Below are 13,658 nucleotides of genomic sequence, written 5' to 3'. Positions count from 1 at the left end.
CGCATTCATATTAGCTAGTTAATACATAACGAGTGCTATCCTGTAACTATGTAAGATGACGAATTTATAGCGACTGGTCAAAAGATAAGAAACGCCATACTACCAGCACGTGCTAATACAATGTCATAACTAATATCACTGGATCTATCTGTGTATCTATGTATTATGACACGCTACTATGTGTAGTAGACACTTGATGCTTTCTATTATACCATAGAAAAACCATCTAATATGAATCTCACCTAAAAATGGACACAAAAAAGAAGGACACTTTTTTTAAGAGTCACGTGTGTTAGGCGTTGTATCAAAGTGTCCTTCTTATATTTAACTATATTCAAATTATACATCTTGTTAAAATTAAACGCAAGCTGTTTTTTGTAAAATTTGACAGATTTTACAATTTTAGTATATATTTAATAGGCTAGTATAATCTTATCTAAAAGAGAGAAATACACTTGCATTGCTCTGCCCTTTTATGATAAAATACATATATTATATTAGTAGTAAACACTTTGGAGGTGGAAACAAATGGCAAACCTTTGCGAAGTATGTGGTAAATCCACTACTACGGGTATGAATGTTTCTCATTCCCATATCCGTTCCAAACGAACTTGGAAACCAAACATCCAAAGAGTACGAGCAATTGTAGACGGCGAAACTAAACGAGTTAACGTTTGCACACGCTGCCTTCGTTCTGATAAAATTACACGCGCGTAAGATTTTGAAGGTACATGTACTCAAAAAAGAGGCTATCAGTCAGGAAGAATTTTCTTCAGTACTGATAGCCTCTTTTGCTATGCAACGATTTATTGCTATTCACAATTTCAATTATGTCAACAGTGTTGTCACTTTTTTATTGTCCTTATACAATTCATCATGTGTACTCCTTAAATACTTCTTGAATTGCATCATCGCCTGCATGAATATCATCTGTAGTTTTAAACAATCCTTTTCCCAAACCAAATTGTATCGGTTGTGGAATATCTTTTACTAGTTCACACAAGAAACTTTCCCCCACAAAAGATTCGGTAATCCCAAAGTTTTCCAATATAGTTTGTCCAATATCCGCAAAGCTCCGTCTATCACCTAGCTCAATAGGTCCTGTAAAAGCTGGTGAATATGCCAGAATTGGCACTAGTTCTCGTGTATGGTCTGTCCCCTTCCAAGTCGGATCGTTACCATGGTCCGCTGTGATAAGTAGCAAATCATCTTTGGTCAATAGTTCCAGTAATCCCCCTAGTTGATAGTCAAACATTTCTATCTCACGGCCATACCCTTGTACATCACGACGATGACCATACAAGCTATCAAACTCTACTAGGTTCACCATTAGATACCCATGCGTAAATCTACCATCCACCGCAGTATTAGGTATAGTACCTGTATCAGGTGTACTATGAGTACTATGTGTATTATCCGTACTATCTGTATTATGTACACTATCTACACCATTTGCACTATGCCCCAACAAAGCAGCCACTACATGCATACCATGGGAATTAGATTTCGTTGGATAGGACTGATCCAAACCAATATGAGCGTAAATATCACCAATCTTTCCTACCCCGATGGTCGGCACGTTCGCATCTTGTAAGGCTTGCAATACGAATCGCTCTTCTGGTAAGCGACTATAATCATGACGATTTGAGGTGCGTACAAAATGACCTGGTTCCCCCACAAAAGGACGAGCAATAATGCGCCCCACGTAATAGTCCCCAATACACACACGTTCTCGTGTAATTTGGCACATTTTGTATAGGTCCTCTAAAGGTATGATACTTTCATGGGCGGCAATTTGAAACACCGAATCAGCAGACGTATACACAATGGGTTTCCCCGTTTTCATATGCTCTTCCCCTAGGCGCTCAATGATTTCCGTTCCCGATGCCGCTTCATTACCTAAAAATCCATAGCCAGTTTCCTTCGTGAAAGTATCCATCAACTCCTGTGGAAACCCATCATAAAACGTTGGGAAAGGAACTTTCACAGGGTGTCCCATCATCTCCCAATGACCACTGGTCGTATCCTTGCCAGTACTTTGTTCATGCATGCGACCAAAGGCGCCTGCCACTGTATCTTGTTGCGGGGTTATATCTGCTATCTTACCGATACCCAATTTCCGTAAATTTGGAATCCGTAAAGGCCCCATAGACTCTTCAATATGGCCCAATGTATTGGCACCCATGTCCCCAAAGCGTTCTGCATCTGGACTATGACCAATGCCTACACTATCTGTCACAATAGTTATAATTCGTTTAAACATAGAGACCTCCTCTCTATCACCGTTCATATACAATCTATGCCTAGGAAGTGAGACTCCTAGGCATTCTTTCACTATTTTAAATACGGCATAGCTAATAATAAGGCAGATAAAGTTTTGCTATCTTTAATTTTTTCTTCACTAATGCGTTGTAACAATTCATCGAAAGTATAGCGCTCTACTTCCACATATTCATCTTCATCCCAATGGATTTCCCCTTTTGAAAGTCCTCTTGCCACATATAAATGGATGACTTCATTGCAAAATCCAGGAGATGTGGCAATTGTACCAAGGCTAATCCATTCCGAGGCGATGATACCCGTTTCTTCTTCTAGCTCACGTTTGGCGCACACTAACGGATCTTCACCAGCATCTAATTTTCCTGCTGGAATTTCTAACAAATAATCGTTCAAAGCATAGCGGAACTGTTTTTCCATAATGATACGATTATCTTCATCAATAGCTACAATAGCACTCGCACCTGGATGATGAACTACTTCACGCCAGGATTCCTTGCCATTAACCTCAGCAATATCGTACGTTACTTTAATTAATTTACCATCGAATTTCATCTCCGATGAAAGTTTACATTCTTGCATAGTTCCTCCTTAATCTTCATACACGATGAACCCTCCATAGGATTCTTCTGTTAACTTAATAATTTTTCCGTATTTACGGCTTATACTCATATTCCAAGCCACTGTTTTATCTATTGCTGCAAAGTATTCCTGTTTAGCGTAATTCTCGTCAAAGTTTACTGCCCAATCACCCAGTAAGTCTTGCAACTGTAATAATACAGCATATTCATGCTTGCAATGGCCCTCACAATAACAATTGCAAAGTATGTCATGAATTTTATCATCTATATAGGTGAAAGTGACCTCATAATACTCAGATCCTTGGACGATAGCATAGCCTTTACCCTTATCTAAGCAAATATAGACCACACGATGCTCTTCGTAGTAACTTTCACCACGCTCTGCACGAATGTCTGAAATTTTGAAGTTATCTAAATTATGCAAAGCAAATGGAATAAATCCACAAGAGTCCATGCATTCCCCATCCGTCAAAGGTGACAAGAACCAAAGACGCATCTTATCCTTGTCCATACAGTCACGGTCAAAAGTAACCCATAAATGCTCAAGAGGAATAAATTCACCATATAAATCGGTGTCAATCTTTGCCACTACACGCTCATATTTAGAAGGGCGAATTTTGCAATGATAGGTCACATCGATGACGGTCCCCACCTTCTCCTGCATAGGCCCCGTTACATACACCAAATCGCCTTCATAGAGCTCCATGTGCTCAACAATGAAAGTTCCGGTCTCTCTAGCATTGTCAAAACGGACCTCGGCTAAGTACATATCTGGGATGGGAAGGCAGATTGCGTCAGTTTGAATTGATTCCATGGGAGTCCTTTCTGGGGGGGACTAGTAAGGATAGTTTTCTAGAATGATATCCTTAACTTCCTCACGAGATAATGTGTCTAGAATACGAATACCACCAACTTTATTGAGTAGCACCGTAGCTTTGGCATATACATCACGGTTATTAGTAACGCCTTTTTCCTCTACCAGTTCACGAATCGCTTCCAAAACACCTAGTGCAATATCTTTTGTAGAAACAATATTGCTCGATAATAGTACTACCGCATTACCTCGATATGGTTTACTCACTAAAAAGTCTAATAAATGGAATGGATTACTATGCTTCTCATCAATAAAATAATAAGCTAACCACCAATAACTCGCTAAATTATGAATAGCTAGTGAACGTTTTGCCCCATTCGTAAAATATGTTCTTGACTTTAAGCTTTTAACTTCTTTTTCTTGATCATCTGTTTTTACAAATGCATTATAACACCCAATGGAATACTCGATATAGTCTGTATGTGCTAATGAAACCCAAATCTTTTCTAATTCCGCCTGTGTTCTAGTTAGTACATGTAGGCTATTCCAAATAGCTCTCATATTATGTTTAACAATTTCTGCATCATACTCTGCAGTCTCTAATTTAAGTGGAATATATTCATACTCTATATCTGTTTCTACAACATTATTGGCACTACATACAGATTTAGTTAATTCTTCAGCTTTCCCTAATTTGTATAAAGGATAATAACGCATTTGAAAGTTTTGCTTGAAATCTTCTAAAGCACTATCTTTTAAGTATGTAAGTTTTTTAACCGTAGTTTCACTCATCTTTGTTCTCCCCATTAAATTCATTTTGAATCACATCATCAAATGGTTGTTGTAATAATTTTTGAGCAACAACAAATAACGATTGATTACCCAAATCTATATTCTCACGCTCTAAAATATCAGTAATCGATGACACCCATTGTAATTCTGGGCTAACCCTTTCATTACTAATTTCTCCCAAAGCTTCTATTAAAGCTGGCATAATAATAGAAGAAATAAAAAGTGATTTTTTATCTCGTACATTTCCCCAAGTTTTATAGGTATTGAACATATTTTGAGGTAATATAATCTCGATTTTATCACCCGTTAGCTCTAGCCCCATATATGGTTCATTATGCTTTGAAACAGTGAAGATAGAGTCTTGTCCCAATGCTGCATTATATATATCAAATTCAAAAGTTTGAGTCGGTAAAAAAGCTACAATATCACCTTTATACAGTGTATCTACTACATAAGTATCATCATAATATAATGAATTAAATGTTTCATTTCTATAATTTTTTATAGTCGTATTGGAAAGAATTAAGCAGTTTACAAATAATTTTTTTGGTAATACATCATTTTTTATACTTACATTGAGAAATGGATTTTCTCCTGAAGTAGTAATTAACTTTCTATAACTACTTGCTTCTCCTTCTAAATGTAGGGCGTACACAAGTTCGTTATTTTCTAATAATCGTTGCAACTGTTTATTATGTACTGCAAACATGCAGCGTATAGATACAAGATCAGAACCTTCTATATGTGCTTCAAGATTACTAACTTCAAAACTTGTATTATCACTATAATCATCTAGTTCTGGGGTAAGCACTGGATAGGGAAACAAATCAGCCTTTAACTTCATAGATTATGCCTTTCATTTTTACTCTACCTCTTGTATTCACTTTAAAGTCTACTTGAATACGTTCATTTTTTTTAATATTTCTGACAATAATTTTTCGTTTATCTTTAAGTATTTGATGAGTTGAGGATGTACAGACTTCTATATCCGTTTTATATGGTGATCCATTTTCTCCTACAATCTTCCACTCAAAGGCTAGTGTATTCTTAGGAATACTGGATAACGCAATAAAACGATACTCTCCATTTTTTGAATTTAATTCCATTACTTTTAACTTAAGAAACTTAGGGCTATCAATTTCCCGATATGTGTGTCCAATGACTTTTTCTCCTCCTGGCTCTTCCCCCTTATCTCCTGGTTCACCACCAGTACCATAGATTGCATCTCCCTTTGCTCCTCCTGAAGCTCCTGTTTTACTACTTCCACCACCACTTGTATTTCCCTGACCAATTTCCATTTCAGCAGCTAACTTATCTATCATTTTTTCATCACTATCACCATCAACCCTAGTAGATTTTGAGCTAATCTGGCCTTTTTTAACCGCTTTGACTCTGCGGTTAATACCGCCTTCTGTGCGTTGTTCATTCCCCTCTTCTTTTCCCACAACTGGTAATAAATCATTTAATCCAAAAGCATTGATACTTTCATCAGATTGAGTTCCAAAAAATTCTTCTACAGAAGATTTATACCAGTGCTTTAAATCTAATAAAAATTCAGCTGTCACGTTTCTTTCTTCATCGCTAGCTCTATCTAAACTCCATTTATCATGGTTGGCATTCTCTAATTTTCGTAAGAATTCATTTATCTGATTTCCAGTCGCCATAAAGACACCTGTAAAAGGAATACTTCCACTAATTCTATTTTGTTCAAATATTTTCATGCCGCTGCGACGAGTTTGTAATACACATCGAGTTGCATCTTCATCATCTTTATAGAGTATTAACTGTCCATCATCAGTACTATCAATAAAAGAATACTTTTCTACCCATTCATTTGGTAATTGGATAATCTGATGATTTTCAGAAGTGAGCGTATTAAAATAAGAGTAACTTTTCAAAAATTCATATTTATACTTTCCTTTAAGTTTAAAGCCCCCTACTCTCATAACTTCATAGATAGATGTAAAAAGATTATTCAATGTATCCTTTTGAATTTTATACTTCCCAATCTCTACTTCTAATAAACCATTATGTAAGGATACTAAGAAATTATTGAGTACCGCAAGAACTATTTGTTCTTCCCAAAATTCAATGTTTTTTAAACCTAGAATATATAAGTCTGTACCATGTTCAGTACGCTCTTTAATAAACTCACACTCTGTATAATGTGAATTTTCTAATAGACCTCTAGATTGCGTAATAAACTCTTTACCATACTCATTCATATATTCATCTACGCTATCATCCGCATAGGATACAAAGTTAATGGCTCCTGCAAACTTTTCTGTAGGATCCATATCTCCTTTTTCGGTGGCTAAACTATTGTATAAAACCATTCTCAACTTAGATGCTGCAAAAGGCGCTGCCTTTCCAATACCTTTACTGCCACTAGCCGATGTATCAGCTTTTTCTGAATAGCCACTTCCTTCGATAAGAGAATCAAAATTAGCCTTTCTCAAACCAATGGTATTATAATCACTAATTTTTAATACCTTCATATATCGTTCTTGAAATACATCTTTAAACTCTTTCAGATACTTATGGGTATCACCAGCATTTTTCTCTTGCCAAAAGTTAATTGCCTTTGGGAGTACTCGTTCTAATAGGTCAACTTTACCGATAATCTTATTAGTTTCTTCCTCTGAAACGCTAAAAACGACACGTACTGGGTTAGGATTATCTGGATCGTGTGCATCCATAGAGTTTTGTATAACTTCCCTCGCTAAGGACATAGGAATATCATCTAAAAAAGCTTCTATGCCAGCTTCATTTGCACCTTTAGGCATTAGCCCATATCCACCGGGAAAATTCCATGTATTCATATATTTTTACCTCTATTAATCTATTGAAAGCAGTTCTTAATTCCTATTACCACTACTTAATATATCTACTAACAAATCTGTTAATAGTTGACTTCGTTCTTCTATCTGTGCCTTACTCCAAATATCAATTGTATTAACACATTCTGCATTGAAATAGTGATTTTGTAATTTTACGTGCGCTTCCTCTTTCCTTATCGGTGTTGATAATTTTTCTACTATACCTTTTGTAATTAAAAATTCTGATGCTCTATAATGTTCTTTCTTATCAGAAAACTGTTTATTCGTAGCCGAAATATTATATTTTTTTGTGAGTAATGTTAAATTTCCTAAACGATTTAAATACTCATCAAATTCATCAGAGTTTTTGAAACCATAATCTTTTATATCAGACTCTAGAGGCATAATATGTTCAACTTCGATTTTCTTCAGCGTTTTAATGTTTTCATTTTGGTTAAAGTATAGCTCGATAAACTTTAAAATTCTTCCACCCTTATCCGGCTTTCTCTTGTTACGCCCTGCTAAATTTTTTGTCGGTAAAATAGCTTTTAAAGTAGTAATGTATTTTTTAGTCAACATTTGTAATTCAGACTCAAAAACAGCTACTTTATCTTCCATAGTATTCTTAAGTAAGATTTTTTCCATTAAAGCTGGTAGGTCTTTTTCAATATTATTAGGATGGGTAAAGGAAAATATAACAGATGCTACATATTTTACTAGCACATCTAATACTCTTTGTTTCTGCTCTATGGATGCATTATAAAAAGGGATTAGTAAAGCATGACTTTGCTTTGTTTTTAGTAAGTTAAAAATAATATACATGTTAGAGCTATCATTAATAAAACTATTTTTGATAGCCGAACCCTCGATACTACTATAAATTTTACTAACTTCATTTAATTGCTTTGCCAACGATAAAATCTCGTTACTTTCCATTGTACCTTTTTCTTTAAAATATTTAAAAATATTTTTTCCTGTTACCTTCTTACCAAGAGTACCAAGTAAAAAGTGTTTCACAAAGGTTGTCGTATCTACTTTCTTTTCACTTTCTTTTAAATGATCACAAAACTGTTTCCAATTTAGAATAAAGTAATCTATATCACTTTTGTCATATTTTTTTAAGTTTCGCAAAAGATGATTCTTTAATAAATCAATGGGCTCAAGCATCAGTCCACGATTATTTAGCACTTCAAATAATTGGTACGCTCGATCAACATCGGGGGCTTTAGTTACAATTAGATATACCTTTACTTCCAAATATTCTTTTAAGTAGAATAGCTTATTCATATCATCTGCTATGATAGTATCTATTTGCTCATCTATTGCTTGATAGACCTTATTGATATTAGACTCCTCATCAAGATCTTTACCACTATAATTTGCCTCAGTATTTCTAATGATCGATTGGTAGACATTTTTATTTGCAGATTCTTCTTCATGTTTGATTCTAAAATCATCAAACTGTGAGTATGTATTTAGAACTCTAAAGTATTCGCTAAACTTAGATGACTGTAGCATCCACCGTTCGTCTCTTGTTACAGTGTATAGATTATTGAACTTCTCATACAATACACAAAAAATCAATGTCAATGTCGTTAATCGTTGCTGACCATCAATAACTTCAAATTGAGAGGCAAGATTCATATCTTGTTCATCATTAATAAACACTATATTACCTAGTAAATATCCTGGTAGTTTGTTAAGATCGATTGTAAAATTATCAGTGTCTTCCCTAAAGTCATTAAACAGTATATCAATTTCATTCTTTGCCCAAACAAATCCTCTTTGAAAGTCAGGTATAATAAATTGATCTTTGTTATCTAATAAGTCTTTGACTCGTTTTAATTCAGAAGTAATTTGATGTGCCATATGCTATCTCCTAACAAGTATTCTATATATTCTATTAGATCATATCTATAAATAAAATTCAAGGAGATAAAGCTATTACAAAAAAGCTATACATGAAATCGAAATTTCAAGTATAGCTTATAATTGTCTTAAATATTTAGTTAGAACCATTCTGTTATTATTTATAGAAAAACTTATTCAATAAAGTTAGATCATCATTTTCCATATATGAACCATATCGATTTTGTAACTTATCTTTATTTAATTCTCCTGTTTCAATACTAATTAAAGCTTTTATGAAAGAACAGTAGTCTGTGTCCATCATTTCTTGGATTTGTTGTTTGAATATATCAATTGTATTCATTATGCTACCTCATTTTATTTTCACTCAAACTCAATCTCTTCATTCATCTTCTGATGAATATTAACCCGATTCTTCACATCTATTACATTCACGTTCCAGCCGTTTAATATACAGTTACGAATAAACTCATCCATACGATTGACTCCATTCATTTCTTTTAATGTCACTACAACACCAAATCGTACTCCCCTTCCATCTTTTGGATCTAATCGATTATTCGTTTTTATTTCCATACCCCAATTTTTGTAATCATAGGAATTTTTAGGTCTCATACGCTTTGTGATTCTTTCAGAAATATATTTAACATTGTCCCACTTTCTAAATTGCTTTCTCGCTTCTTTCTCGTTCAAATAGGATATACCCTCATCAAATACAATATCTGAGTTTTGTTTATCACCTTTTATATCTACAATTTTTCTATTATTTCCTATTCGTCCAAAGTGTAAGTTAAGCTCCGTATTGGTATAATCAACCCCCTGTAATCGATCACATAATGGAAAATAGCACATAGTTGCTTTGGCAATGTAGGGATATTTATCATCTTCAAGAGGGACTGGAAAGTGATAATTATAGGTATTCCACTTTTCACTAATGTCCGATACCAAAAATTTAATCTCATCGTCTTTAGTTTGAATAATATCGTTAATATGAATTGGTACAATACCATGTCCATAAGTAGCTATTACATTAGGATCTAAATTCTCCTCCCAACCTCGAGCGGAATCAATAAGTAATGCTTTCGCTACTTCCTTCTGTAAGCCCAGTATATCGATTAAGTAAGATAGTTTTCTAGCTATCCACGGCGATGCATACGACGTGCCCGCAACGCTCTGAACTCCATTGGGTTCACACACTTGAATATAAGCCTCTTTACTTCCACCATAATAACTTACATCAGGTTTGGCGAAGAAAGATAACACAGGACCTCTTCTTGTATAGGCTGTAGATAAGCCCTCCTTTGTAACTGCATTTACAACGACACTATTAATAGAGTCAGCTGGTGCCCCTATTTTTGTAACATCTTCACTAGATTTATTTGTACCTGCTACCACAAAAATAACATCCTCTTCAAATTGAATCCTATCTAATGTAGCTGCTTCCACTGATATAAAGTTATCATTAATTTCATAACTACTTCCTAAAGATATGTTCCAAACCTTTATATCTTTATTGTTAGCTATAATTTTCTTTATATTTTTAATTATAGTATATGATGAAAAACTTTTTCCTACAGCGACGCCAAAATGACGAACCCTAAACCGACCACAACCATCATCTAACCATGGATTTAATCTGGGACCATCTACAATAATAGACGATACCGCTGTGCCATGATTATAGTCAAGTGATGATTTCTCGATATCGCTAGAAACCATCTCATGATATTCTACCCACTCAGAAAAATATACCCTTTCATCAAATAATGTATCGATGACTCCTATTATTGGCTCAATTGTTGGTTCTGGAATGCTAACCCTATAACTTTCATATGTATCTATAAATTCATCTGGTGGTAATTGGGATACATCAAAAGTAGCCATTGCCACCAAATACGCCGCATTTTCAAATAAAATTTGTACTTGTATATCTGTTAAATATATAGTTTGATCATCTAACATAGTCACATGTAAAGGGTCAATTCCTATTTCATCTAACAATTCTTTGATATCTTTTTTTACATCATATAAAGTAACAATACTTTGGCTTTTGACTAGCTTAGGTTGTTGTACTTCAAATGATTCAATATATGAAACATCAGCCAGCACACTTTTAAATACAGACATACTAATCGGATATTTTATAAAAATATTTGAGTGCACCTTTTCAGCATTATCAAATATTTTTTTACTCATTTTCCCGTCATATATATCAATTAGAACTTCTTTTACTTGTAAAAGTAATTTAATGCTGTTAGTAAGGTCTACATCTTCTAAAAAATACGTAATAATATGTTTAGACTTATCATCATTAAACTTGGCTCCTACTACAGCATCATTAGAATCTATCCCTTTAAATAATCCAGAAATACGATTACTTTTTGCCGCAATTTTATTATACTGAACACTGACTAAAAGTCCTGTAAATAGTTTATTTTCTCTCTTCCAAAACTCTTGGATAGAACGCAATTGCTTTATCAAAGCCTCTAAGTGCGTAACGGTAACATCTACTTTACCATTCATTGTAATCCCACCGTCTGCATTTTTCTTATCTGCTTGTATAAAACGCTTCCCTTTTAACTCCAAAACATAATTCACACTATACTACCTCCTTTTGTAGTTTCCTAGATACAGTACTTTTAGATTCTCCTTTCAATTTTTCAATTTCACGTACTGTAAATCCTTCCAGATGTAAGTCTGAGATATCTTTTTGTTCGAGTTTTCCTATTAATGCATTATATAACCGCTTTAAATAATCATATTCTGATGATGCATCACTAAATGCGATAGATGTTTTAATAATATTTTTAAGTTCACCCGGATACGGTAATTTCTCACTTACTTTTAAAATTTTACGTAATAGTCGAATGTCTTTTGTAATTCCTTTAAAGTTCTTGATAAAAGAAGAGAAATAAAACTCACTAATTTCTATTAAATCTTCTTTTGTATATCGATTAAAGTTTATAGTAGCATCAAAGCGTCTAAGTAGAGCTTTATCAAAATTATTGAATAAATTTGTTGTGGCAATTAAAATAATATCCTTGTTAATATCAGATAATCTATCTAACTCTCGTAATATAGTTGAGGTAACCCTTCCCATTTCTCTCACATCGTTAGAGTTCACTCGGTCAAGTGCAATAATATCAATCTCATCAAATAGTATTACCGCTTGTCTAGCATTAGGAAGAGAGTGGATTTCATCAAAAACTTGAATAATATTTTTATTAGTTTTTCCTAATTTACTATCAATCAAACTTTCCAAATCTACTCTATATAAACTTCGATTTAATAATCTTGCCACTTGTTTAGCTGCCTCGGTTTTACCGCTACCAGGATAACCTTCAAAAAGAAACTTATTTATTCCGACATTATGCCCCACTGCGTTAATAATACCTTTTATATCATTCACAATTTCTATTGGTAAATGTAAAGGCTCTAATTTAGTCGTATCTAATTGTTCTAAAAATTCACTATTAACCTCTAGATTTTGAGGGCTAAATTGAGGTAATTCAGATAGTAACCCTAATATATATTCTGCTAAATCCTGATCACCAATACTATCAAAATATCTAGCAATAGAAATGCTCTCATTTCTGAAGGCACTATCATTCTTCTCTACATGGTATTTTATTAAATTAAGTATATTCTTTTTCTTCATGACCGTCCCCTCCTATTATTTATATTATTTATATTGTTTATATTATACTACAAACTGGGACATTTTTGTATATAATGGGACAAAAATATAAAAAACTATCTCATTAGGAGATAGTTATATATGTTATGCTGTTGTTAAATTACTTCTGATATTTTGGCTGGAAACGGCTTAGGCAAATTTAACCTTGTCATTGGCGACTCCCTGTTCCTGACTGTGGGTTTTATACGCCCTTCGGGCTTCAAAATCTTACGCCAGGAACTAAGCGATGCTCTATGATTTGCGCGTCACTTCGTTCCTTCAAATCATGAGCCCTGCTTATCCCAGGCCTTATCATATATAGCATTGTTACTACTTTATCAATTTGGCTGAAAACGGCGTAGTAAATATAGCCTTATCATTAGCAACTTCCTGTTCTGCCCTGTGGATTTTCTTTACTCCCTTCGGTCGTAGAAAACCTTACGTTAAGGACTTTTATCCCTTGTCCTTTTTGTTCCTAGCTGTGGGTTTTGTTAGCTCCTATAGAGCTACAAAACCTTACGCTAGGAACTAAGCGATACTCTATGATTTGCGCGTCGTTTCACTCCTTCAAATCATGAGTCCTGCTTATGCGCGTGCTTCGCTCCTTTGAAAGTGGTTCACTGGGGATCCCAGTGCGGTCTGCTCGTATGTAAACTCACTAAGTAATAAAAAAAGAACACCCTACTGGGTGTTCTTTTTTTATTAATCAGCAACTTCCTATCCTCCCAGGCCGTTTCCAGCCAAGTACTTTCAGCGTTTACGAGCTTAACTACTGTGTTCGGGATGGGAACAGGTGGTTCCTCGTAGCCATCGTCACTGAATTTGTCAGG

Annotated in this window: 10 protein-coding genes, 1 rRNA gene and 1 pseudogene; 1 reads left to right on the top strand and 11 read right to left on the bottom strand. The window is 34.4% G+C overall.

The genetic code is table 11. From position 1 onward, the window contains the following. The first annotated feature begins 528 nt into the window (after nt 1–528). Nucleotides 529–717: a 50S ribosomal protein L28 gene (gene rpmB / locus EO112_RS06085; protein WP_038144954.1), complete on the top strand. Its 189-nt coding sequence runs from the start codon at nt 529–531 to the stop codon at nt 715–717. A gap of 286 nt (nt 718–1,003) precedes the next feature. On the opposite strand, the pseudogene EO112_RS06080 reads toward rpmB, so the two are convergent. The 11 genes and pseudogenes from EO112_RS06080 to rrf all read right to left on the bottom strand — a co-directional run. After that, nucleotides 1,004–2,263: pseudogene (locus tag EO112_RS06080) on the bottom strand (phosphopentomutase); the annotation flags it as partial. Nucleotides 2,264–2,334: 71 nt separating this feature from the next. Further along, complete coding sequence (locus tag EO112_RS06075) at nt 2,335–2,859, bottom strand: NUDIX hydrolase (RefSeq protein ID WP_127163449.1); 525 nt, start codon at nt 2,857–2,859, stop codon at nt 2,335–2,337. Between the two features lie 9 nt (nt 2,860–2,868). Continuing rightward, nucleotides 2,869–3,672, bottom strand: a complete 804-nt coding sequence (locus EO112_RS06070; RefSeq protein WP_127163447.1) for an SWIM zinc finger domain-containing protein — start codon at nt 3,670–3,672, stop codon at nt 2,869–2,871. 21 nt (nt 3,673–3,693) lie between these two features. After that, complete coding sequence (locus tag EO112_RS06065; RefSeq protein ID WP_127163445.1) at nt 3,694–4,464, bottom strand: DUF6339 family protein; 771 nt, start codon at nt 4,462–4,464, stop codon at nt 3,694–3,696. Then, nucleotides 4,457–5,308 carry a hypothetical protein gene (locus EO112_RS06060; protein WP_127163443.1) on the bottom strand — a complete coding sequence of 284 codons (852 nt, stop codon included), beginning with the start codon at nt 5,306–5,308 and terminating at the stop codon, nt 4,457–4,459. The genes EO112_RS06065 and EO112_RS06060 overlap by 8 nt, the downstream gene beginning before the upstream one ends. Beyond that, nucleotides 5,292–7,286, bottom strand: a complete 1,995-nt coding sequence (locus EO112_RS06055; protein WP_127163441.1) for a hypothetical protein — start codon at nt 7,284–7,286, stop codon at nt 5,292–5,294. Before EO112_RS06055 ends, EO112_RS06060 begins: the two co-directional genes overlap by 17 nt. A gap of 36 nt (nt 7,287–7,322) precedes the next feature. Further along, a complete protein-coding gene (locus EO112_RS06050) occupies nt 7,323–9,152 on the bottom strand; it encodes a DUF262 domain-containing protein (RefSeq protein WP_127163439.1) in 1,830 nt (609 codons plus the stop codon). A gap of 157 nt (nt 9,153–9,309) precedes the next feature. Beyond that, nucleotides 9,310–9,495 (bottom strand): hypothetical protein, encoded by a 186-nt coding sequence (locus EO112_RS06045; RefSeq protein ID WP_127163437.1) that lies wholly within the window; start codon nt 9,493–9,495, stop codon nt 9,310–9,312. 20 nt (nt 9,496–9,515) lie between these two features. Continuing rightward, nucleotides 9,516–11,750, bottom strand: a complete 2,235-nt coding sequence (locus tag EO112_RS06040; protein WP_127163435.1) for a S8 family peptidase — start codon at nt 11,748–11,750, stop codon at nt 9,516–9,518. A 1-nt stretch (nt 11,751) separates the two neighbouring features. After that, nucleotides 11,752–12,810: an ATP-binding protein gene (locus tag EO112_RS06035; protein WP_127163433.1), complete on the bottom strand. Its 1,059-nt coding sequence runs from the start codon at nt 12,808–12,810 to the stop codon at nt 11,752–11,754. Between the two features lie 722 nt (nt 12,811–13,532). Further along, nucleotides 13,533–13,649, bottom strand: a 5S ribosomal RNA gene (rrf, locus tag EO112_RS06030). Between the last annotated feature and the right edge of the window lie 9 nt (nt 13,650–13,658).

Origin of the sequence: Veillonella sp. VA141 (genome assembly GCF_003992175.1) — a bacterium.
GTDB lineage: Bacteria > Bacillota > Negativicutes > Veillonellales > Veillonellaceae > F0422.
This window is presented reverse-complemented; position numbering and strand designations above follow the sequence as displayed.

What these genes read in the sequence shown, in the direction of transcription:
- rpmB (WP_038144954.1), top strand. Translation starts at nt 529, where the DNA reads ATGGCAAACCTTTGCGAAGTATGTGGTAAATCCACTACTACGGGTATG.
- EO112_RS06075 (WP_127163449.1), bottom strand. Translation starts at nt 2,859, where the DNA reads ATGCAAGAATGTAAACTTTCATCGGAGATGAAATTCGATGGTAAATTA.
- EO112_RS06070 (WP_127163447.1), bottom strand. Translation starts at nt 3,672, where the DNA reads ATGGAATCAATTCAAACTGACGCAATCTGCCTTCCCATCCCAGATATG.
- EO112_RS06065 (WP_127163445.1), bottom strand. Translation starts at nt 4,464, where the DNA reads ATGAGTGAAACTACGGTTAAAAAACTTACATACTTAAAAGATAGTGCT.
- EO112_RS06060 (WP_127163443.1), bottom strand. Translation starts at nt 5,308, where the DNA reads ATGAAGTTAAAGGCTGATTTGTTTCCCTATCCAGTGCTTACCCCAGAA.
- EO112_RS06055 (WP_127163441.1), bottom strand. Translation starts at nt 7,286, where the DNA reads ATGAATACATGGAATTTTCCCGGTGGATATGGGCTAATGCCTAAAGGT.
- EO112_RS06050 (WP_127163439.1), bottom strand. Translation starts at nt 9,152, where the DNA reads ATGGCACATCAAATTACTTCTGAATTAAAACGAGTCAAAGACTTATTA.
- EO112_RS06045 (WP_127163437.1), bottom strand. Translation starts at nt 9,495, where the DNA reads ATGAATACAATTGATATATTCAAACAACAAATCCAAGAAATGATGGAC.
- EO112_RS06035 (WP_127163433.1), bottom strand. Translation starts at nt 12,810, where the DNA reads ATGAAGAAAAAGAATATACTTAATTTAATAAAATACCATGTAGAGAAG.